General features: G+C 61.8%; 19 protein-coding genes and 1 riboswitch. Of the genes, 15 read left to right on the top strand and 4 right to left on the bottom strand.

What is annotated here, in order from left to right; genetic code table 11:
• Window positions 1-17 precede the first annotated feature (17 nt).
• The 3 genes from NA8A_RS16285 (at window position 18) to NA8A_RS16275 (ending at window position 3114) form a co-directional block, all read left to right on the top strand.
• On the top strand, window positions 18-1094 hold the full coding sequence (locus NA8A_RS16285; protein ID WP_009451447.1) for a C4-dicarboxylate TRAP transporter substrate-binding protein: 1077 nt from the start codon (window positions 18-20) through the stop codon (window positions 1092-1094).
• Between the two features lie 98 nt (window positions 1095-1192).
• Entirely contained in the window at window positions 1193-1795 is a 603-nt protein-coding gene (locus NA8A_RS24405) for a TRAP transporter small permease subunit (protein WP_143088085.1), read from the top strand.
• Window positions 1792-3114, top strand: coding sequence for a TRAP transporter large permease (locus NA8A_RS16275; RefSeq protein ID WP_009451443.1), 1323 nt, complete (start codon window positions 1792-1794; stop codon window positions 3112-3114). The genes NA8A_RS24405 and NA8A_RS16275 overlap by 4 nt, the downstream gene beginning before the upstream one ends.
• Before the next feature lie 175 nt (window positions 3115-3289).
• Here the strand turns inward: NA8A_RS16275 and NA8A_RS16270 are convergent, their stop codons facing one another.
• Window positions 3290-4405 (bottom strand): ribonucleotide-diphosphate reductase subunit beta, encoded by a 1116-nt coding sequence (locus NA8A_RS16270; RefSeq protein WP_009451442.1) that lies wholly within the window; start codon window positions 4403-4405, stop codon window positions 3290-3292.
• Between the two features lie 138 nt (window positions 4406-4543).
• Entirely contained in the window at window positions 4544-7441 is a 2898-nt protein-coding gene (locus tag NA8A_RS16265) for a ribonucleoside-diphosphate reductase subunit alpha (protein ID WP_009451440.1), read from the bottom strand.
• Window positions 7442-7568: 127 nt separating this feature from the next.
• A riboswitch (cobalamin riboswitch) is annotated at window positions 7569-7773 on the bottom strand.
• Between the two features lie 275 nt (window positions 7774-8048).
• Here NA8A_RS16265 and NA8A_RS16260 point away from each other — a divergent pair.
• The 7 genes from NA8A_RS16260 (at window position 8049) to panC (ending at window position 15752) form a co-directional block, all read left to right on the top strand.
• Window positions 8049-9842 carry a sugar phosphorylase gene (locus tag NA8A_RS16260; RefSeq protein ID WP_009451439.1) on the top strand — a complete coding sequence of 598 codons (1794 nt, stop codon included), beginning with the start codon at window positions 8049-8051 and terminating at the stop codon, window positions 9840-9842.
• On the top strand, window positions 9839-10666 hold the full coding sequence (locus tag NA8A_RS16255) for an HAD-IIB family hydrolase (RefSeq protein WP_009451438.1): 828 nt from the start codon (window positions 9839-9841) through the stop codon (window positions 10664-10666). Before NA8A_RS16260 ends, NA8A_RS16255 begins: the two co-directional genes overlap by 4 nt.
• A complete protein-coding gene (locus tag NA8A_RS16250; RefSeq protein WP_009451437.1) occupies window positions 10659-11870 on the top strand; it encodes a glycosyltransferase family protein in 1212 nt (403 codons plus the stop codon). Before NA8A_RS16255 ends, NA8A_RS16250 begins: the two co-directional genes overlap by 8 nt.
• 139 nt (window positions 11871-12009) lie before the next feature.
• Window positions 12010-12621, top strand: coding sequence for a glutathione S-transferase (locus NA8A_RS16245; protein ID WP_009451436.1), 612 nt, complete (start codon window positions 12010-12012; stop codon window positions 12619-12621).
• Window positions 12622-12903: 282 nt separating this feature from the next.
• Window positions 12904-13917, top strand: a complete 1014-nt coding sequence (gene ftsZ / locus NA8A_RS16240; protein WP_009451435.1) for a cell division protein FtsZ — start codon at window positions 12904-12906, stop codon at window positions 13915-13917.
• A 186-nt stretch (window positions 13918-14103) separates the two neighbouring features.
• On the top strand, window positions 14104-14904 hold the full coding sequence (gene panB / locus NA8A_RS16235) for a 3-methyl-2-oxobutanoate hydroxymethyltransferase (RefSeq protein WP_051018018.1): 801 nt from the start codon (window positions 14104-14106) through the stop codon (window positions 14902-14904).
• Window positions 14901-15752: a pantoate--beta-alanine ligase gene (gene panC / locus NA8A_RS16230; protein ID WP_009451433.1), complete on the top strand. Its 852-nt coding sequence runs from the start codon at window positions 14901-14903 to the stop codon at window positions 15750-15752. The genes panB and panC overlap by 4 nt, the downstream gene beginning before the upstream one ends.
• Before the next feature lie 32 nt (window positions 15753-15784).
• Here the strand turns inward: panC and NA8A_RS16225 are convergent, their stop codons facing one another.
• Both NA8A_RS16225 and NA8A_RS16220 read right to left on the bottom strand, forming a co-directional pair.
• The gene (locus NA8A_RS16225; RefSeq protein ID WP_009451432.1) at window positions 15785-16165 is read right to left on the bottom strand and encodes a hypothetical protein; all 381 of its coding nucleotides are present in this window, start codon (window positions 16163-16165) and stop codon (window positions 15785-15787) included.
• 95 nt (window positions 16166-16260) lie between these two features.
• Entirely contained in the window at window positions 16261-16644 is a 384-nt protein-coding gene (locus tag NA8A_RS16220) for a cupin domain-containing protein (protein WP_009451431.1), read from the bottom strand.
• 117 nt (window positions 16645-16761) lie between these two features.
• Here NA8A_RS16220 and NA8A_RS16215 point away from each other — a divergent pair, with 117 nt between their 5' ends.
• The 5 genes from NA8A_RS16215 to NA8A_RS16195 are packed head-to-tail and all read left to right on the top strand — an operon-like array spanning window position 16762 to window position 22568.
• Window positions 16762-17772: a BMP family ABC transporter substrate-binding protein gene (locus tag NA8A_RS16215; RefSeq protein ID WP_009451430.1), complete on the top strand. Its 1011-nt coding sequence runs from the start codon at window positions 16762-16764 to the stop codon at window positions 17770-17772.
• A gap of 12 nt (window positions 17773-17784) precedes the next feature.
• Window positions 17785-19290, top strand: coding sequence for an ABC transporter ATP-binding protein (locus NA8A_RS16210; protein WP_009451429.1), 1506 nt, complete (start codon window positions 17785-17787; stop codon window positions 19288-19290).
• A complete protein-coding gene (locus tag NA8A_RS16205; protein ID WP_009451428.1) occupies window positions 19287-20345 on the top strand; it encodes an ABC transporter permease in 1059 nt (352 codons plus the stop codon). Before NA8A_RS16210 ends, NA8A_RS16205 begins: the two co-directional genes overlap by 4 nt.
• Entirely contained in the window at window positions 20338-21252 is a 915-nt protein-coding gene (locus NA8A_RS16200) for an ABC transporter permease (protein ID WP_086006173.1), read from the top strand. The genes NA8A_RS16205 and NA8A_RS16200 overlap by 8 nt, the downstream gene beginning before the upstream one ends.
• Window positions 21249-22568, top strand: a complete 1320-nt coding sequence (locus NA8A_RS16195; RefSeq protein ID WP_009451426.1) for an amidohydrolase family protein — start codon at window positions 21249-21251, stop codon at window positions 22566-22568. The genes NA8A_RS16200 and NA8A_RS16195 overlap by 4 nt, the downstream gene beginning before the upstream one ends.
• The last annotated feature ends 9 nt before the right edge of the window (window positions 22569-22577 follow it).

Raw genomic sequence — 22577 nt, 5'->3', positions numbered from 1 at the left:
AGGATGGAGGAAACGAAATGAAATCATACAAGGCACTGCTTGCGGCAACCGCATTGGCGTCGTCCTGGGCGACGGCGGCATGGGCTGTCGAGACCATCAACCTGACTATCGCGTCGAGCCACCCGCAGACCATTCACTGGGTGGGCGTGATGGATCGTGTCTTCAAGCCGGCGGTTAACCGCATCCTTGAGGAAAAGGGCTCGGACTACCGCATCGCCTGGACGGAAGCCTATGGCGGCTCGCTCTACAAATATCGTGAAACGCTGAGCGCGGTCGCCGAAAACCTTACAGATATCGGCTGGATCGGCACACTCTGGGAAAGCTCCGCCCTGCCGCTGCAAAACGTCACCTATTTCGCACCTTTTGCGACCGATGATCTGGGTACCGTCCTTTCGGTGGTGGACAGCATCCAGGAAGAATATCCCGAGATCACCGCCACCTGGGAGAAGAACAATGTCGTCTTCCTGGGCGGTGCTGGCACCGACAGCTATCACCTGCTTACAAACTTCCCGATCAACACGGTCGAGGATTTGAAAGGGCGCAAGATTTCCGCTCCCGGCGTCTCCGCCACCTGGCTTGAGGGAACGGGCGCAATTCCCGTCGACGGCGGTCTGACGACCTACTACACGGACATCCAGACCGGCGTTTCGGAAGGGACGCTCTCCTTTGCCACCGGCATCCTGCCGACCAAGGTGCATGAGGTCGCGCCCTACATCACCAAGGTCAATATCGGCGCCATGTATCTGGGGGCCGTCGGCATGAACAAGGACCGTTTCGACAGCATGCCCGAGGACGTGCAGAAGGCGATCGTCGAAGCGGGCAAGCTCTACCGCGATGCGCTGGCCAAGGAGATCACGGAAAACTCCGAAGCGGCCATGGCGCAGATGGAGAAGGAGGGTGCCAAGATCAGCACCCTTCCCGAAGCCGAGCGCAAGAAATGGGTAGACGGTCTGCCCGACATCGCAGCCAAGTGGGTGGAAACCAACGAGGCGGCTGGCCTTCCGGCCAAGCTGGTGATGAAGGAGTACATGGCAAGGCTCAAGGCAGCCGGCAAGGAGCCGGCGCGCGATTGGTCGGCGGGCCTCAAGGACTGATCGCCAAAGGCTTTTGCGCCGTGCGTCTCGGGCAGGCTGTTAAAGCCGTGCCGGCCTGCCTGAGACGCGCGGTGCGAAAGGCGGATTCGGGGGAGGATATGGCAAGAGAGTTCACTTACACCGGCAACAGTCAGGCAGGTGCCGAAGGCCTTCTGCTCAGGGCGCTGCGCGTCGCGCTCAGCGGACTGTCATGGCTTGGCGGCATATGGCTCGTCGCACTCATGACGCTTATCTGCTGCGATGTCATCGGGCGCTCCTTCTTCAACGCGCCGATCACCGGCGTTGCGGAGATCGCGGCCTTTTCGGTGATCGGCATCGTCAGCTTGCAGCTCCCCGAAACCATCCTGCACAACAGGCTCACCCGTACCGATCTGATCATTGCGCCCCTGCGTCGCAGTTTTCCCATGGGTGGCAACCTGATCGAGGCGCTGTTCGCGCTCGCAGGTCTCGCTGTCTTCGCGGTGACCCTCGTCGGCAGCGTGGAATTCCTGATGAAGAGCATCTCCAGCGATGAATTCTACGGCGTGCAGGGTGTCTTCACCTTTCCAACCTGGCCTGTGCGGCTGATGCTGGTGATCGGCATAACGGCCTCGGCCATCGCATTCCTCGTGCAGATTATCTTCCGTCTTGCCAGCGCCGCCGGCGCGAGCAGGGCGCCTGAAGACACGACGGCAGGTCACGTCGAAGGAGACATCCAGTGAGTGCGCTCGAAATTGGCCTGGTCCTGATTGGCTTCCTTCTCCCGCTTATCCTGCTTGGCCTGCATATCGGTGTGGCGCTGATGCTTCTGTCCTTCATCGGCGTCTGGTTGATGCGCGGCAATTTCGATCTGGCGACACGCCTTGTTTCGCTGACCTTTTATGGAGGCATATCCGACTACATCTTCGCGACCATTCCGATGTTCGTTCTGATGGGGCTTCTGATCAGCGTCTCCAATGTCGGCAAGGACACCTTCGATGTGGCCGAATGGGCCCTGCGCAAGGTGAAGGGCGGTCTCGGTGTGGCGACCGTCCTGTCGAACACCGTGTTCGCTGCCGTAACCGGCATTTCCATCGCTTCGGCGGCGGTGTTCACCCGGGTTGCCGTCCCGGAAATGGTCCGCCATGGCTATCAGCCGAAATTCGCGGTCGGCGCGGTTGCGGGCAGTTCCATTCTCGGCATGCTCATACCGCCGAGCCTGCTTCTCATCATCTATGGCGTGCTGGCTGAGGAATCCATCGGGCGCATGTTCCTGGCCGGCGTCATTCCCGGCCTCATCATGGCGCTTGCCTTCATGGCCATGATCCTGGTGGTCGCGCGCCTCATGCCGAATGCGGTGGTCGTGCCCGGTCATCAAAGCCGCATCGAGCATACCGAGACCATCGTGTCGGCGGCGCGCAAGCTGGTGCCGCTTGCAGCCCTCGTCGTGCTGGTGCTGGGTGGCCTTTACAGCGGATATTTCACCCCGACGGAAGCCGGTGCCGTTGGGGCTGCCGGGGCTCTGGTCGTCACGCTCCTGCGCGGCAAGCTCAATGGCAGCAATGCGCGCCAGATCATTCGCGAAACCGGTTATATCTCGGTGGGAATTCTCTTCCTGCTGATTGCGGCAGGCATGTATTCGCGCATGCTCACAATGGCTGGCATCCCGATGGAGGTGGGCCGGCTGATCGGCGAGTTGGGCCTCGGTGCATACGGCTTTCTGGCGGTCTATGTGCTGCTGGTGCTCTTGCTCGGCATGATCCTCGACAGCACGTCTATTCTTCTGATCGTGGTGCCTATCGCAGCCCCCATCGCCAAGACATTGGGGCTCGACCTTATTCATTTCGGCATCATCACGGTGATTGCGGTGGAGATCGGGCTTTTGACGCCGCCCTTCGGCATTTCCGCCTTCACGGTGAAATCGTCTTTGGACGACGACAAGATCAAGGTCGAGACGATCTTCCTCGGTGCTTTCCCCTATGTGCTGATCATGCTGGCGGTTCTGGCGCTGATCGCGCTGGTGCCGGCCACGACCACATGGCTGGCGCGCGGGCTGATGTGATAGCCGGCGCTGGTTTCCCCGACACTTCGGGGGTGGGCAGAGCCGCTCTTGGGGAAAGCTGCTCTGCCCTGCTCGGACAAGGTTCCGGGATGTTGGGGACAGGGACCGGAACGGCTTTGTCCGGATCGGTGGCGCCGCGCGAGACTGTGCCGGCGCCCGGTATTTCCGGTCGTCGTCAGTCCCAGGCCAGCGCGCCGCCGTTCTGGTATTCGATGACGCGGGTCTCGAAGAAGTTCTTTTCCTTCTTCAGGTCCATCGCCTCGCTCATCCACGGGAAGGGGTTTTCTGTCTCTGCAAAGACCGGTGCGAGGCCGAGCTGCGCACAGCGGCGATTGGCGATGAAGTGCATATATTGTTCGCACAGCGCGGCGTTCAGCCCGAGGAAACCGCGCGGCATCGTATCGCGCCCATAGGCGGCTTCCAGTTCCGCCGCGTCCCGCAGCATGCCGCGCACCTCGTCCTGGAAGGCGGGTGACCACAGATGCGGATTCTCGATCTTGATCTGGTTGATCACGTCGATGCCGAAATTGAGATGGATGCTCTCGTCGCGCAGGATGTACTGGTACTGTTCGGCGATGCCGACCATCTTGTTGCGCCGCCCGAGCGACAGGATCTGGGCGAAGCCCGTGTAGAACCACATGCCTTCGAAGACCACGTAGAACGCCACAAGATCGCGCAGGAATGCCTGGTCGGCTTCCGGCGTTCCCGTCGCGAAGGCTGGATCGTCAAGGCTCTGCGTGTGGTTCAGCGCCCAGGCAGCCTTGTCGGTGATGGACGGCACTTCGCGGTACATGTTGAACAGCTCGCCCTCATCGAGGCCGAGGCTCTCCACGATATACTGGAAGGTGTGCGTGTGAACCGCTTCCTCGAAGGCCTGCCGCAAAAGATATTGCCGGCATTCCGGGTTGGTGAGGTGGCGGTAGATGGCCAGCACGATATTGTTGGCCACGAGGCTTTCTGACGCTGCGAAGAAACCGAGATTGCGCTTCAGCATGCGCCTCTCGTCTTCCGTCAGTCCATCCTTGGATTTCCACAGCGCGATATCGGCCTGCATCGATACTTCGGTCGGCATCCAGTGATTGTTGCAACCGGCAAGATATTTCTCCCACGCCCATTTGTATTTCAGCGGCAGGAGCTGGTTTACGTCGGCCCGCGCATTGATCATGCGCTTCTCATCGACGGTGACGCGAGCTGCTCCCCGTTCGATGGCGCCGAGGCCGGTGGCGTCGGCTTCTGGCATTCCCGATGGAGCGGGCTTGGGGGTGGGGGTGTCTTCGTTCCAGTTGAGCATTGTCGGATCTTCCGGTCGAACATGGCGCGGCTCGAAGCGGGCACGCACCGTCGGGTTGGGGATGTCCGGAGCGCGAGCGCTCCGGACCGGTCTTCCCCGCAGCCGGGCGGCAGGGAAGGGAGGGAAGGGAGGAGCGGTTTATTGGCAGGCCTCGCAATCAGGATCGTCGATGGCGCAGGCCTTGCCCCAGCCTTCGGAAGCCGGGGCGCTGACGGGCACTGCCACTGAAGACGCTGAGACGGCATTCAGTTTTCCGTCGACGCCTTTCAGTGTGGATTTCTCCACATGGGTCGCCGAACGCGAACGCAGGTAATAGGTGGTCTTGAGGCCGAATTTCCAGGCAAGGCGGTAGGTCTCGTCCAGCTTCCGGCCCGAAGGGTTGGAAACGTAGAGATTGAGCGACTGAGCCTGGTCGATCCATTTCTGCCGCCGCGAGGCTGCCTCGATGAGCCAGATCGGTTCGATCTCGAAGGCAGTGGCATAGAGTGCTTTCAGATCGTCAGGGATGCGGTCGATCTGGCCGACGCTGCCGTCATAATATTTGAGGTCGGCGACCATCACCTCGTCCCAAAGCCCGCGCGCCTTGAGGTCGCGGACCAGGGCCGCGTTGACCACGGTAAAATCGCCCGACATGTTCGATTTGACGAACAGGTTCTGATAGCTGGGCTCGATGGACTGGGAGACGCCGCAAATGTTGGAGATGGTCGCCGTCGGCGCGATCGCCATGCAGTTGGAGTTGCGCATGCCGGTGCTGCGCACACGCTCACGCAGGCTCTCCCAATCGAGCGTTTCGGCGTTGTCCATGGTGACGCTCGGGCGAGCCTCGCTGAGCCGTGCGATGGAATCGACCGGCAGAACGCCTTGCGACCAGAGCGACCCCTCGAAGGTCTGGTAGCGGCCGCGTTCGGCCGCGAGTTCGACCGAGGCCGAGATGGCGTGGTAGCTCAGCGCTTCCATGCTCTCGTCCGCAAAGGCAACGGCTTCCTGCGAGGCATAGGGAATGCGTCTCGTCTGCAGCGCGTCCTGAAAGCCCATCAGGCCGAGGCCCACGGGGCGGTGCCGCAGGTTCGAGCGGCGCGCTTCCGGGATGGTGTAGAAATTGATGTCGACCACATTGTCGAGCATGCGCATCGCCGTCTTCACGGTGCGGGCGAGGCGTTCGTGGTCGAGCCCGTCCGCGCTCACATGGGCGGCGAGGTTCACCGATCCGAGATTGCACACCGCCACTTCGTCCGCTGAGGTGTTGAGTGTGATCTCGGTGCAAAGATTGGACGAATGCACCACGCCCACATGGCCTTGCGGCGAGCGGATGTTGCAGGGGTCCTTGAAAGTGATCCACGGATGCCCGGTCTCGAACAGCATGGTCAGCATGCGCCGCCACAAATCCACCGCGCGCAACTGCTTGTAGACCTTCATCTCGCCGCGTTCGGCCTTTGCCTCATAGGCTTCATAGGCTTCACGGAAGGGGATGCCGTAGAGGTCGTGCAGGTCCGGCGCCTCGTCGGGGGAAAACAGCGTCCATGTACCGTCGGCTTCCACACGCTCCATGAACAGATCGGGCACCCAGTTGGCCGTGTTCATGTCGTGCGTGCGGCGGCGGTCGTCGCCCGTGTTCTTGCGCAGGTCGAGGAATTCCTCGATGTCGATGTGCCAGGTTTCCAGATAGGCGCAGACCGCGCCCTTGCGCTTGCCGCCCTGGTTCACAGCGATAGCCGTGTCGTTGGCCACCTTGAGAAAGGGCACGACGCCCTGGCTCTGGCCGTTGGTGCCCTTGATATGGGCACCAAGGCCGCGCACCCGGCTCCAGTCATTGCCCAGCCCTCCCGAATATTTGGCGAGAAGGGCGTTGTCCTTGACGGCCTTGAAGATGCCGTCGAGATCATCGGAGACAGTCGTCAGGAAGCAGGAAGAGAGCTGCGGGCGCAGCGTGCCCGAATTGAACAGCGTCGGCGTCGACGTCATGAAGTCGAAGGACGAAAGCAGGCGGTAGAACTCGATGGCGCGTCCCTCGCGATCGATCTCGCGAATGGCAAGCCCCATTGCAACACGCATAAAGAAGGCCTGCGGCAGCTCGAAGCGCACATTGTGCCGATGCAGGAAATAGCGGTCGTAGAGGGTCTGCAGGCCGAGATAGTCGAATTGCAGGTCGCGCTCGGGCATCAGCGCCGCCACGATGCGCTCAATGTCGAAACGGCCAAGCTCGGGATCGATGAGTTCCGCTTCTATGCCGGCTTTCAGATAGGCGCGGAAATAGTCGGCATAGAGCGCGGCCATCTCGGCCTGTGTGGCCTGCTGAGCGCTGCCTTTGACGAATGTCAGCGCTTCGCTGCGCAGCTTGTCGAGGAGCAGTCGGGCACTGACCTTGGCATAGCCCGGCTCCGTCTCGATCAGCGTGCGCGAAGCAAGGATTGGCGCCAGAGCCAGTTCGTCCTGGCTGATGCCGTCATAGAGATTGCGGGTGGTTTCCGCCAGGATCGGTTCTGCCGAAACGCCCTCGAGCCCCGAGCAAGCTTCTTCGACGACGGCACGCAGGCGATCCGCATCGAGCGGCACCATGGCGCCGTCTGCGGTTTTCATGTGCAGGCTGGGCGCTTTGGCAGCCTTTGCCTTGCCGGACTTCTTGCCGGCATTCTTGGCAGCGCGTTCGCGCGCCCGGTCTTCACGATAGAGAACATAGGCGCGCGCCACCTTGTGGTGCTCGCCGCGCATCAGGGCCAGTTCCACCTGGTCCTGAACATCTTCCACATGGAAGGTGCGGCCGGAATCGGCGCGCCGGGTGAGGCCGGCGACGATCTGCTCGCTCAGTCCCTCGACGATATCGTGAACCCGCCTTGAAGCGGCGGCGTTGGTACCCTCGACCGCCAGAAAAGCCTTGGTCAGTGCTACCGTGATCTTGGACGGGTCGAAGGGCGTAACGGCGCCATTGCGGCGGATCACCTGATAGGCTGGTTCTGCAGCCGGTCGCGCCGAGGGCGCTTCTGCCAGTGGGGGCTGTTCTGGCTCGACCCGCAAAGCGGTCGCGGAATTTGGAGACATCGGCTTCAGGTCCCTTATGCGTATCTCTGGTGCGAAATTGAAGGGCAAAGGCCGAGCGGACGCGTGCAGAGACCGGCATGAAGCCGGGCAACAGGACATGCGACCACCGGGACACCCCGCCCGAGGACGTAAGATCGTTGCTACGGCAGGTCTCCTGACTTGCGGGTCGCAGTCCATATCCAGCCTTCCCGGAGCACGCTCCAGTGGCACCATTGGATGGGACTCACCGCTTACAGTTGCGGGGGCAGTTCCGGCATTGGCATTCGCCGCACCGGATTCCCTTTCTCGCTCTCGATCTTGCGATTCGAGAGACCGTAGTGGGCATATTTAGTATGCCCGGGGGCTTTCATGTCAATAGCTCGACAGCGGCCGCATGGCTGATCGGGTTGCCTCATAATCGTTCCATGATGCGTCGATCAACGGTCGGGCCAAGCGGGCATTGAGTTTTCCTTTCCGGGGAGTGCACCGAGCAAATTGTGGATAGTCCCCTTGAACCGGTTTCCGGCTCCTCAGGACAAAAGCCCTATGCACGGCTTCGGTCCCGGTCCCTTGAAATTGTCGTCGCGCCGGGTCATGATGTTGCAATGCAGCATTTCCTGGTCGGCTCATGACAGAGCCCCGAACGGCACAAGGAACGGCACAAAAGGTTCCACACTCCATCCCGACGCGGCTTGCCAACGGCTTGCGCCAGCTTCTCGGGTCGATCTATCCCGCGCATGATACAACGGCGCTTATCGAGGAAGTCGTCTCGGCCTTTTTCGGCCCTAAAGGGCAGGTACGAAGGCGAGGGCGGGTGCCAGCAAACTCGCTGTGGAGCGAGAAGGACAATTACGTCATCACCTATGGCAACACGCTGGTCGATGGCGAACACAAACCACTCGATCTTCTTTACGATTTCACGACCCGCTATCTGGAGGGCGCGTTCTCGGGCGTGCATATCCTTCCCTATTTTCCCTTCACCTCCGATGACGGTTTTGCCATCACCGACTATCGGCAGGTAAACAGCCAGCTCGGCGATTGGGAGGATATTTCTCGGATTGCTGGGCATTTCCGGCTGATGTCGGATCTGGTCCTGAACCATTGCTCGAGCCAAAGCGCCATGTTCAGCGAGTTCCTGCAGGGACACGAGCCTTGGGATCGTTTCTTCTTCACCGCCAGCCCCGACGACGACCTGAGCGGCGTTGTGCGCCCGCGCACCTCGCCGCTGCTGCGCGCGGTGGAAACGGCCAATGGCATTCGCCATGTCTGGTGCACCTTCAGCCACGACCAGGTTGATTTCGACTTCTCCAATCCGCGCGTGCTGCTCGAATTCCTCGACATCATCCGCGGGCATGTCGAGCGCGGGGTGCGCACCATGCGGCTGGATGCGGTCGCTTATCTCTGGAAGGAGCTGGGCACGCCCTGCATCCATTTGCGCCAGACCCATGAGGTCATCCGTCTCATCCGGCTCCTGTGCGATTATTGCGAAGCGCCCGTCGTCCTCATCACCGAGACAAATGTTCCGAACGTCGAGAACCTGAGCTATTTCGGCAATCGTAACGAAGCGCACATGATCTATAATTTCGCGCTGCCGCCGCTGCTGCTGCATGCGCTGCTGGGCGGCACGTCGAAATATCTGAACGCGTGGCAGATGGCCATGCCGCCGGCGCAGCTCGGCTGCGCCTACTTCAATTTTTCAGCCTCTCATGACGGGATCGGCCTCAGACCTGCCGAAGGGCTGGTGCCTGAGGAGGAGATGCAGGAGGTGATCGAGACGGTTCAAGGTTTCGGCGGTCTCGTTTCGCTCTATGCGCGGCCCGGTGGCAGCAGGCCCTACGAACTGAATGTCTCGCTGTTCGATGCCTTTGCCGGCACTCATGCGGGGCGTGACGGGCATCAGATGGAACGCTTCCTGTGCTGCCAGGCCATCGTCATGGGACTGGAGGGCATCCCCGCCTTCTATATCCATTCGCTTGTTGCTTCCGCCAACGATCATGACGGTGTGGAAAAACTCGGTTACAACCGGGCGATCAACCGCCGCCGGCTGGACTATGGGGAACTGCGGGCCGCCCTCGATGATCCCGAGAGCATGCGCTCGAAGGTCTTGTCGAGGCTCCGGGAGATGGTTCGCCTGCGCTCCGCCCAGCCTGCTTTTCATCCCAACGCCACCCAGTTCACCCTACAGCTTGGCGAGCCTTTCTTCGGCTTCTGGCGCCAGAGCCTTGACCGGGCGCAAAGCATCTTCGCCATTTCGAACCTCACCCCGCATGCCCGCTCCATACCCGCCATGTCGCTCAACCTGATCGACGGGGATGAATGGAGCGATCTCCTGACCGGCGAACCGGTTAAGCCCTTAAGCGGTGAGATTGTCTTTGCGCCTTATCAGACCCGCTGGATCTCCAACCGGCAAAAGACGCAATGACCGGGCCCACCCGCCTTCTCGTCTTCAGCGACCTGGACGGTACGCTGCTCGATCACGATACCTACGGTTTCGAGAATGCCCGTCCGGCCTTGCGTCTCCTGAAGGAACGCGGCCATCGGCTGGTGCTTGCCTCCAGCAAGACGGCCGCCGAGATGGCGCCGATCCGCGAGGCCGCGGGCTTTGAACACTGCGAGGCGATCATCGAAAATGGTGCCGGCATCCTGCCGCCTTTAAAGATGGAACTTTTCGCATCTTCCGGCGGGACCGAACATGACCGCCTGTGTCGTGCGCTCGCTGCATTGCCTGCCGGATTGCGTGCATGCTTTACCGGCTTTTCCGACTGGAGCGTGGAGGAGGTGGCGCGGCGCACCGGTCTTTCACAAGATGCCGCGGCGCTTGCAAAGAAACGCATGTTCTCAGAACCCGGCATTTGGAGAGGTTCTGAATCGGATTTTGAGGACTTCCGCGCAATACTCGGAAAAAATTCCATTTTCGTCCAGCAGGGCGGGCGTTTCTCGACCCTGTCTTTCGGTGGAACCAAGGGAGCGCGTCTCGCCGATCTGGCTGAGCACTATCGGCGTGTCGATGGCGCATCCTCTCTAACCGTCGCGCTCGGCGATGCCCCCAACGACCGCGACATGCTCGCCCGCGCCGATATCGCCATCGTCATTCCAAATCCCGCCCATGCGGGTCTTGCCGGGTTTACACGGCCTGAGGGCAAGCAGCTGCGATGGGCGCAAAAAACGGGAGCGGCCGGTTGGAACGAAGAAGTTCTGCGGCTGCTCGACAAAATCGAAAAGAGGGAGGATCGCTCACATGTCTGATTTTCAGCAAGGCGGCCAGGTCGCAACGCTTCACAATCTTGGTACCGTCTCGCCCGCCGACATGGAGCGCCAGCTCAACCTGTTTGCCGCCCGTCGCAAGATCACGCTGATCCTGCCTTCTCTTTTTTCCGAACTGGAAGCACCTGCCCTCGGCGGCATCGTCGATGAATTGTCGAAGGTCGATTATGTGAACCACATCGTCATCGGCCTCGATGCGGCCGATGCGGAACAATTTCGCTTTGCCCAGGACTATTTTGCGCGATTGCCGCAAAAGCACAGCATCCTGTGGAACGACGGTCCCCGCATGAAGGGTGTCGAGCAACGGCTCATCGATGTCGGGCTGGCGCCGGAGGAGCCCGGCAAGGGTCGCAATGTCTGGTACTGCATCGGCTACACACTAGCCTGTCAGGACAGCGATGTGGTGGCCCTGCACGATTGCGACATCGTCACCTATTCGCGTGAGATGCTGACGCGTCTCGTCTATCCGTTGGCGAACCCATCCTTCCCTTATCAGTTCTGCAAGGGATATTATCCGCGCGTGGCGGGGGGAAAGCTGAACGGGCGCGTCAGCCGCCTGTTGATAGCTCCGCTGCTGCTGGCCCTGCAGAAGACCTTCGGCCACAGCGATTATGTCGAATATCTGCAGGCCTTCCGCTATCCGCTTGCCGGCGAATTCGCCATGCGTACCTCCATCCTGCCCGACATTCGCATCCCGTCCGACTGGGGGCTGGAGATCGGCGTCCTGTCCGAGGTCTGGCGCAACCTGTCGCGCCGGGCCGTCTGCCAGGTGGATTTGTGCGATACATATGAGCACAAGCACCAGCCCCTGTCGCCAGACGATGCCGCGCGCGGTCTCTCGCGTATGTCCATCGACATTTCCAAGGCGATCTTCCGCAAGCTCGCGACCGATGGTGTGGTGTTCAGCCAGGAGCATTTCCGCACGTTGAAAGCGACCTATTATCGCCTCGCGCTCGACCTGATCGAGATTTATTACAATGACGCAACCATGAACGCTCTGCATGTCGACCGTCATAGCGAGGAAAAGGCGGTTGAGCTGTTCGCTGCCAATATCGTGGAAGCGGGCCACACTTTCCTTCAGCACCCGATGGAAACCCCCTTCATCCCGAACTGGAGCCGCGTCCAGTCCGCAGATCCCGACATCATGCGTTTCCTGCGCGAGAGCGTCATCGCCGATAATGCGTAGCTGCGTCTCGTCGCGATGGATTTATCGGCTTGCGCCCGGAGGGCATTTACCTGCCGCCCGTTATTGTGGTTATGCTGCAAGGCCTCACCGCATTCCCGCGAACATCCCTGTCGGGCCCGAGGCGACCCGCGGAGGCCTCATGAAGCTCTTCCATTCGCCCACATCCCCTTATGTCCGCAAAGTCATGGTCACGGCCATCGAGAAGGGGGTGGAGCCCCGCATCGAGCGTTTGAAGGCGGCCGCCAATCCGATCAATCGCGATCGCTCCATCGTGGCGCAGAATCCGTCCGGCAAGGTACCCACCCTCATTCTGGACGATGGGCGCGTGCTGTTCGACAGCCGCGTAATCTGCGCTTATCTCGATGCGCATGGTGAGGGCCCCAGCCTGATGCCGGAAGGCGAAAAACGTTTTGATGTCATGACATTGGAAGCGCTTGCTGATTCAATTCTGGATGCTGCGCTTCTGATTCGCTACGAGCGCCTCGTCCGACCGCCGGAACTGTTTTCCGCCGGTTGGCATGATGGCCAGATGGAAAAGATCGACAGCGCGCTCGATGCGCTGGCGCAGCGATGGCTGCCGCTTCTGGGCGAACCGATCCACGCAGGTTCGGTCGCGGTCGGCTGCGCGCTTGGCTATCTGGATTTCCGCCAGCCCGGCAAGGACTGGCGGAGCACGCACCCGAAGCTGTCGGGCTGGTTCGCGGGGTTTTCCCGGCGGCCCTCCATGATCGCCACGGTGCCTCAGGGTTGACCGCGGGGAAGTCCCGTCGCTTACGGTAATTGTTACGCCCAATTACAAGAGTTGTTACCGTAAGCGCCGGCTCGGGGCCTCTCTCTTGCACTCCCACTTGAACATGATGGCGCTCTCTGATTCTTTCGGGTCGTTGAGCCCGCGTGATGATTCGTTCGCCGGCTTGGCTGCGGCGGTTTTGTTCTTCTCCCCTGACGTATGAGAGCGCCGTATTCGGTCGAATGGTGTGCGCCGCATCATCCGCAACCGGATGTTGCCGGCGCGTGTAAAGGGTCTGACGCGGTGATAGACAACAAGAAGCCCGAGATCTCGGAAATGCGCCCGAAGATTACCATCATCGGTGTGGGTGGCGGTGGCGGCAATGCCGTCAACAACATGATCGCCCAGAACCTGCAAGGCGTCGATTTCGTCGTTGCCAACACCGACGCGCAGGCGCTCACCATGTCCAAGGCCGAGCGGCTGATCCAGCTCGGTGCGAACTCGACGGAAGGCTTAGGCGCCGGCTCGCTCCCCGAGATCGGTCAGGCTGCCGCCGAAGAGACCATTGCGGAGATCATGGATCATCTCTCCGGCACGCATATGTGCTTCGTCACCGCCGGCATGGGTGGCGGCACGGGCACGGGGGCTGCGCCGGTCATTGCCGCCGCAGCGCGCAATGCCGGTATCCTGACGGTAGCCGTGGTCACCAAGCCTTTCACCTTCGAGGGCAATCGCCGCATGAGTGTCGCCGATCGCGGCATTGAGCTTCTGCGCGAAAGCGCCGACACGGTGATTGTGATCCCCAACCAGAATCTGTTCCGCATCGCTGATGCGAAAACCACCTTCGCCGATGCCTTCAGCCTTGCCGACAAGGTGCTCTATTCGGGCGTCAGCTGCATCACCGACCTCATCGTCAAGGAAGGCCTGATCAACCTGGATTTCGCAGACGTTCGCTCCGTGATGCGCGACATGGGCCGCGCCATGATGGGAACCGGCGAGGCAAGCGGTGACGGACGTGCGATGAAGGCCGCCGAGGCGGCAATCGCCAACCCTCTGCTCGACGAATCCGACATGAAGGGCGCGCGCGGCGTTCTGGTCTCCATATCGGGCGGCCGCGACATGACGCTGTTCGAGGTGGATGAGGCCGCGACCCGCATCCGCGAGGAAGTGGGAGACGACGCCGAGATCATCGTCGGCGCCATCTTCGACAACAGCCTTGAAGGTCTTTTCCGCGTTTCCGTGGTTGCGGCGGGGCTTGTCGGCCAGCACGCGGCCGGCCAGCAATATGCCGAGGCGGATTTGCGTCTGGTACGCTGATTTTGGGCGGGGCGAACGCTTCCGCCCCGAACCGGCCTTCGCAACTGCACAAATTTATGTCATATCCCCAACCCGCTGCCTTTGGCGGGTTCAGGAGGAGCCTGCCCGCCGGTGGCCCCGCGCCGAGCGAGGAGGAGCATCTTGAGCGTAACGGGAACAATCTCCGCCCTTACCCCACCCGCCATCATGGCCCGCAAGGGTGGCGAGCCTCTGGTCTGTCTCACCGCCTACACAACGCCCGTCGCACGGCTTGTCGATGCCCATTGCGATATCGTGCTCGTGGGCGACAGTGTCGGCATGGTTTTGCATGGTCTGTCGAGCACACTTGGCGTGACCATGGACATGATGGCGATGCACGGAAAGGCGGTGCGTCGCGGCATCGAGAAGGCGCTTCTGGTGATCGATCTGCCCTTTGGCGCCTATGAGGCCTCGCCCGAGCAGGCTTTCGCAAACGCTTCACGCCTCATGGCGGAAACCGGTTGTGCCGCTGTGAAGCTGGAGGGCGGCGAGCCGATGGCCGAAACGATCCGCTTCCTCACCCGCCGTGGCATTCCGGTGATGGCGCATATCGGCCTGACGCCGCAGGCCGTCAATGCTTTCGGGGGCTACAAGGTGCAGGGCAGGGGCGAAGCTGCCACTGCCATCGAGCGCGATGCTGTTGCCGTGGCCGAGGCGGGTGCATTTGCCGTGGTCCTTGAAAAGGTGACGGAGGGCCTGGCCCGGCGCATCACCGAAACCATATCCGTTCCGACGATCGGCATCGGCGCTTCGCCTGCCTGCGACGGCCAGATCCTTGTCGTCGATGACATGCTGGGCATGTTCGCCGACTTCCGCCCCAAATTCGTCAAGCGCTATGCGGAACTCGGCCAGACAGCTGAGGAGGCCATCGCAGCCTATGCGCAGGATGTGCGTGCGCGCCGCTTTCCGGCGCAGGAGCATGTCTTTGCCGATACTCCCGCAGCCAGCAGGAAGGTACCGACCCGATGAGCCTGTCGACCGTCCGCACCGTGCGGGAACTGAGAGAACGGGTTGGCGCATGGCGTCGCGCCGGCGAGACCGTGGGCGTGGTGCCCACCATGGGAGCGCTTCATGCCGGGCACCTGAGCCTTGTCGAGGCGGCACAGGCGCGTACCCGCCGGGTGATCGTCACACTTTTCGTCAATCCCAGGCAGTTCAACAACGCATCGGATCTCGCCGCCTATCCGCGTACCGAAAAGGATGACGCCGCCAAGCTCGATCCGCTCGGTGTCGATGTTCTCTTTGCGCCGGATGTGGCCGAAATGTACGCAGAGGGCTTTGCCACCACCGTTTCTGTAGGGGGTGTCAGCGAGGGGCTTTGCGGCGCCAACCGGCCGGGCCACTTCGACGGTGTCGCGACGGTGGTTTCGAAACTGCTCCTTCAGAGTGGCGCCGACTTCGCCTTTTTCGGCGAGAAGGATTATCAGCAATTGCAGGTGGTCAGGCGTCTGGTCGCAGACCTCAATATCCCGGTCGAGATTGTCGGCTGCCCGACGGTGCGGGAAGAAGACGGGCTTGCGCTGTCTTCGCGCAATGTGCGCCTTTCCTCTGGGCAGCGCGCTGTGGCGCCGGCGCTTGCGCGGGAATTGTTCCTGGCGGCTTCTGCTCTTTCGCAGGGTAAAGACGTGGCCGAGACCCTCGCGAAAAGCCGGGTTGCCATCGCCGATGCCGGCTTCGATCCGGTCGAGTATCTTGAACTGCGCGACGCGGAGACGCTTCAGCCGGTGGAACACATGGCGGCCTCGGCAAGGCTTCTGGCTGCCGCCTGGCTCGGCGAAACGCGGTTGATCGACAATGTCGCGGTAACGCCTGCCTGACCGGGCCTCGTGTCGTTTCGAAAAAAGGGATTCTAGTGTCGGGCGTGGGAAGCGGCGCGACCGGCTTCGCGGCCAAATCCCAGATCGTCGGCAAAGTCTTCCGTGGTCGCGCGCAGCTGTTCAACAAGGGCGATCTGCTGTTCGAGGGTATCCATGCGGCGCCTGTACTTGCGCAAGGTTTCCGTCATATCCTCGATTTCGGCTGACAGCTTCTCTGTCGTTTCCTCGTCCTCGATATATTGCTGGGCGAATGCGGCGGCCATGGCGGCGCTCTCATAGCGCCTCTTCAGTCCCTTGTGCTCCTTGTTAAGCCCCACCTCCATCTCGTCGAGGGCGCTCAAAAGGCGGGCGAGCCGCAGGGAATCGTTGCGATGATCGCGTTGTTCGCTGCGCATGCGGAATTTGATCGGCATGGCATTCCTCCCCAGTCTGGCTCAGGCGTTACATGCCTTGGGCTGGAAATAATGTAGCGCGCATAAATGTCCTTATCCAGTCATGATTCCTGGGTTCAGGCGTCCACACCGCCTGTCTCCAGATCGACATAGCTTTCCGGCACAAAGCGCGGCGTGCAAACGCAATAGAACTCAAGGTCGGTCGAACCCGTGTTGGCGATGCGCTGCGCGGCCCCCGGAGGAATGATCGCCTGATCGCCGACCGACAGAAACTGCCGCACACCATCGATTTCCACGATGCCTTCACCTTTGCGCACCACGTAGCGTTCGCAGATCCCTTCGAGCCTGTGGAGCTGCGTCGTCACCCCTGCCTCCACCCGTGCCACGGCAAGCGAGGTTTCAGGTGAAGCGTCTGTATTCATGAGTTCTGTGATGAAGCAGCGTTCTTCGGTCCAGAACTCGGGCTTTTCCTCACGGGCGACGAACCAATTCGGCAGCATCGGGCATCCTTATATCGATATCTTCCACAATCATCAGCGCCGCTGACAATTGTAAAAGGCTTGCGCCTGCTCCAGAATGTCAAGCCGGATAACTGGTTTTGTGAGGGAGTGGCGTTCATGAAGGTTTTGGCGAAATGGTTGGCGGCAGGCCTTGTCGGTGCAGCAGCCATGACGGGTGCGGCATCGGCGGCAGACAAGCTGTTCGTTTATGTCTCTCCCGACGCGCTCGGCGTGAATGCCTTCCTCAAGATGGGCCAGACGGGCATTGAGGCCGCCGGCGAGAAATACGGTGCGGACGTCGAGACCTATGAAAGCCGCACGGCGGCTGAGCGCCTGGAAAATGTCAATGCGGCGGTCAATGAGGGCGCCGACATTGTCGTTCTCCTGGGGTTCGAGTTCAACGATATCATCCGCGAAGTCGCGCCGACGGCGCCCGACATCCAGTTTCTCATGATCGACCAGTGCATCGACGACCGCCCGGAGAACGTCCATTGCGCGGTGTTTCGCGAGTATGAGGCGAGCTACCTGATGGGGGTCGCTGCCGCCATGATGACCGAGACCGGCAAGGTCGGCGTGGTGGGCGCACTCGATATTCCGTTCCTGCACCGCTACACGGATGGCTATGCACAGGGTGTGAAATCGGTGAAGCCCGATGCCAGCGTCGACATTCGCTGGGTCGGTGGCGAAAGCCCCTTTGCTGATCCGGTCCGCGCCAAGGAACAGGCCGTCGCGATGAACGCCGCCGGCGCTGACCTTATTTTCACGGCCACGGCCGGTGGCGATTTCGGCGTCTTCGAGGCCGCCAAGGAGAAGGATTTCAAGGCCTTCTCCGTCGATGTGAACCAATGCCCCAATGCACCCGGCCACATCGTCGACATGACGCTCAAGCATGTGGACACGGCAATGGTCCAGGCCATCGGTGAAATTCTGGAGGGCGGAAAGCAGCTCACCGTTTCGCTCGGCCTGAAGGAAGGCGGCATGTCGGCCATGGCGCTCGAAGAGGACAATATTGCCGGTTCGGGCTGCCTGATCGCCGATCACCCCGAGGTCGCAGCGAAGATGCGCGAGGTGGCGGCCAGCATCGAGGATGGTTCCCTTAAGCTGGAAGACCCGATGTTCGCCAAATAGGCGGCTGGATCAATGCGCGTCGAGTTGAATGGCATCACCGTCCGCTTCGGCCCGGTGACTGCGGTGGACGATGTCTCGCTCGGTATCGAACCGGGCGAGATACATGCCCTCGTCGGCGAAAACGGAGCCGGCAAATCGACGCTGATGAACCTCCTGTTCGGCCTTGTCCGCCCGGCAGCGGGGACTGTCGTTCTCGACGGTGTGGAGCGGCGCTGGTCTTCCCCTCAGGATGCAATCGCCAGCGGGCTTGGCATGGTGCACCAGCACTTCATGCTGCAGGATACGATGACGGTGCTGGAAAACATCGTCCTGTGCGCGGAGCCGGTTGGCCGTTTCGGCTTCGTGGATTTTGCGGCAGCCCGCCGCCGGCTGGATGCGATTGCCGCCGAACACGGCATTGCCGTCGATCTCACCCGCGAGGTCGGGCGGCTTTCGGTCAGCCAGCGCCAGACGGTTGAAATCCTCAAGGTGCTTTACCGCGAGGCCGAACTGGTGATCCTTGACGAACCCACGGCGGTCCTGACCCCGCAGGAAAAGGACCGGCTGTTCGACACGCTGCGCAATTTTCGTGCTGCGGGAAAATCGATCGTCATCATCACCCACAAGCTCGATGAAGTCATGGAGATCGCCGATCGTGTCAGCGTCATGCGTGCTGGCCGCCTGGTGCGTTCCTCGCTTCTTGACGAGACGTCGCGACAGGAAATTGCGCGCGGCATCGTTGGCGGTGAATTGCCGGAAGCCCGCACCCGAAAGGCGCAGGCCGCTGGCGATGTGGTTCTGTCCGTGCGCGATGCCACCATTGCCCGGCGCGGCCGGCCCGTCGGCCCGGTTTCCTTCGATCTGAGGGCTGGCGAGATCGTCGGTATTGCGGGCGTCAGCGGCAACGGCCAGTCCGAGCTGGTGCGCGGGCTGACAGGGCTCGATCCGCTTCTTTCAGGTGGCATTTCGCTTTGCGGCCAGTCGGTGGAGACGCTGGATGTCGCCGCGCGCCGCGCCCACGGTATGAGCTATATTCCCGAGGATCGCCAGCGCATGGGGCTGGCGCTCGGCGCATCGGTATCCGAAAACGCCAATGCCGGCCGCGACGACCGCAGCGCATTCACGACCGGCCCTTTTCTCAGACACGGCGCGATGATGCGTTTTGCCCGCGCAATCATCGAAGATTACCGCATCCGCGTTGCGGGGCCTTCGGCGGCTGCTTCCACCATGTCCGGCGGCAACAAGCAGAAGCTTGTGGTCGGGCGTGAGCTCACCCGCAACACAGCTGTGGTGGTTGCCGAAAACCCGACCTGGGGCGTCGATATCGGCGCTATCGATTTCATCCATGGCGAGCTGATGCGCATGCGTGACAGCGGTCACGCCATATTGCTGATTTCCACCGAGCTCGATGAGGTGATCGCGCTCTCAGACCGCATTCTCGTGATGTATGACGGCGCGATTTCGGGCGAGGTCAGCGGCGGCGAGGCAAACCGCGAAGACGTCGGCGCACTGATGATGTCGCGTGGAAAGGCCGCATGATGGAAACCGGTGCATTGAACCTGCGGAACGTCTTGCCCTGGCTCTGGACCGTTCTTTGGATCGCGTCAATCGTTCTGGCACTGCTCCTGTTCGTAGGAGCGCCGGTTGGCGAAGCCCTGTCCGGTTTCTGGCAGGGGGCTTTCGGTGGCCGCCGCCATGCCTATCTGATGGCGACGCTGAGCCGCTCCGCCCTTATCGTCGGCATGGCGATCTCCGTGATGCTGAGCTTCAGGGCCGGCCTTTTCAACATCGGTGGTGAAGGGCAACTGGTGGCCGGCGGCCTCGCCGCGGGATTGATCGCCATTCTGCTGCCGGGACCGCCGCTTGTCGTGCTCGCCGCCGCGATTGCCGGGGCCATGCTGGCAGGGGCGGCGTGGGCGCTTCTGGCGGGTGTGCTCCAGCTTTATATGGGCGTGCCGCTTCTGGTCGGCTCGCTTCTTCTGAATTACCCGATCCGCTATATCGGCTCCTATCTGGTGGCTCATCCCTTCCGTGACGTACCGTCCGGCATGGTGCAGTCCTATCTGGTGCCGCAGGCAACCTGGTTCGCCTATTTCCCGGGCACGCGGCTCGATATCGGCATCCTCTTCACACTCACGGCCACCGCCTTCGCGCTGGTCTACAGCTATGGCACGCTGCATGGCTATCACACACGGCTGAACGGGCTTTCTGCCGATTTCGCCCGTACGGTCGGCCTGCCGGTGCGCCGTCTCACATTGCAGACGCTCGCCATCAGCGGCGCAATCGCTGGTCTTGTCGGGGCCATTGCCGTCTTCGGCATACATCATCGCTATATCGACGGCATGCTGGTGCAGCCGCTCTATGCGTGGACGGGCATCATCGCCGTCCTGCTGGTCGGCATGGTGCCCTGGGCCGTGCCGATTTCCGGCTTCTTCTTCGCAGCGGTGCAGACGGGGGCTGCCGGCATGGAGCGCGCCGCCGGCGTGCCCAAGGAAATCGCCCTGGTCATCCAGGCCGTGATCATCCTGTTCGTGGCAAGCCGCGTTTCAGGCGCATTGTCTTCGCGGGCAGGCAGGGGGGATGGCGATGCTTGATCTTCTGCTGGATCCGTCCTTTGCCGCCTCCATACCCCGTTTCGTGACGCCGATCCTCCTTGCGGCGCTCGGAGGAGCCCTGTGCGAGCGCGCTGGCGTCTTCAATATCGCGCTCGAGGGCTTCCTTCTGATGGGCGCCTTCGCTGCGGTTCTGGGATCCTATTTTTCCGGCTCACCCTATGTGGGCGCGCTGGCGGCGATGCTGGCGGGCATGGCGTTGGGCCTGGTCTTCGCCGAGTTCAACCTGCGGCGCGGCGGCGATTCAATTGTCGTCTCCATCGCGATCAACCTGCTGGCGGCGGGGCTGACCACCTTCCTCTTGCGGGCGATCTTCGATGTGACGGGCGCTTTCAGCGATGCGGGCATTGTCGGGTTCGGCCCGGTGCGCCTTCCTCTGATCGAGGATATTCCGTTTGTCGGCCAGATCCTGAGCGGGCAGTCGGCGCTCTTCTACGTGGCGCTCTTGTGCGTGCCGCTCATGCATGTCTTCCTCGCCCGCCATCGGCTTGGCCTGCGTATTCGCGCGGCGGGCGAAAATGCCGAAGCATTGCGGGCGGGCGGCGTGGAGCCGCGCCGCGTCCAGCTTGTGGCGCTTCTCGCCTGCGGCGCGCTTTGCGGTCTGGGCGGCGCCCAGCTTTCCATCGCCAATGTGAACCTGTTCGTGGAGAATATGAGCGCCGGGCGCGGCTGGATCGCGGTCGTCGCGGTTCTTCTCACGAGGGGCAGGCCGTGGCCTTTGTTCTTCATCGCGCTTCTGTTCGGCGCCGTCGACAGCCTGTCTTTCCGCGTGCAGGGGCTCGGCCTTGCGCAGCAATTCACCGACATGATGCCGTATCTTGCCACGCTTATCGTGCTTGTCGCGCTGTCCTGGTGGCGGGCAAGGCGCGCCAGGGGAGAGACCAGATGACAGCCGACCTCGTGATCCGCAATGCGATCGTGGTGACCTGCGATGAGGCAGGCACGGTGCTTCGCGACGGAGGCCTCGTCGTGCGCGGCGGACGCATAGCGCGCCTTGGCCAGTCTTCGGAGCTGGAGCAGGACGCGGCCTCTGCGAAAACGGTGGTGGATGCCGCCGGACATATCTTGATGCCGGGTCTCGTGAACGCCCATTGCCATGCCGCCGACAGCCTGTTTCGCGGTCTCGTGGAGGACCTGCCGCTGGAACCCTGGTTGCAAAAGGTGTGGCAGGCTGAAGGAGCGATCCTCAATCCGCGGACCTCTCATCTGGGGAGTGTGCTCGGATGCGCCGAGCTTCTGCTATCGGGCGTCACCAGCGTCATGGACATGTTCTGGTATCCGGTTGAAACGGTGCGCGCGGCGCGCAAGGTCGGCATGCGCGTTTCCACGGGCGGGTTCTTCTTCGACGGTCCGGGCGTGACCGGCGGCGACCTTCAGACCCGCATAGCGGATGCGGAAGCCTTCTTCGAGGAATTCGGCAAGGCGGAGGATGTCTTTCCAGCAACGCTCCCGCATGGCGCCTATACGGTCGGGCCGGAAAACCTGAAGACGGCGCGCGAGATTGCCGACCGACATGGCGGGCTTTTCAGCACCCACGCCGCCGAAACCAAGGCCGAACAGGACGATATACGCGGCCGCTACGGCAGTTCGGTAATCCGCCATCTCGATTATCTCGACCTGCTCGACGAGAAAACCACACTTGCCCATTGCGTTCATCTCGATGACGAGGAGATCGAAATCCTCGCCCGCACGGGCGCGACCGTCTCGCACAATCCGGTCTCGAACCTGAAGCTCGCCTCCGGCATCGCGCGCGTTCCCGACATGCTGGAGGCTGGCGTGAACGTCGCTCTCGGCACCGACGGCGCGATCAGCGGCAACGATCTCGACATGTGGATGGCACTCCGGCTTGCTGCCACCCTGCACAAGGGCGCGCGCCAGAGCGCGGATGCCGTGTCCACGCCGCAGGCTCTCGCCATGGCCACCATGGCCGGCGCACGGGCTCTCGGCGCGGAAGATCGCATCGGCTCGCTCGAGACCGGAAAGTTCGCCGACATGATCCTTGTCGACATTCGCAGGCCCCATGCCGTGCCGATGTTCGACCCCGTCACCCACCTTGTCTATTCGACGGCGAAATCCGACGTGCGCCATGTCTTCGTCGGCGGAAGGCAGGTGGTGCGCGACGGTGTGCTGACGCTGCACGCCATCGAGGAAACCATGGACGAGGTGAACCGCCTCGTGCCGCGCATCGCCGCTGCGATCGCCTGAAATCTCAAG

The organism is Nitratireductor indicus C115 (assembly GCF_000300515.1).
Lineage (GTDB): Bacteria > Pseudomonadota > Alphaproteobacteria > Rhizobiales > Rhizobiaceae > Nitratireductor > Nitratireductor indicus.
This window is presented reverse-complemented; position numbering and strand designations above follow the sequence as displayed.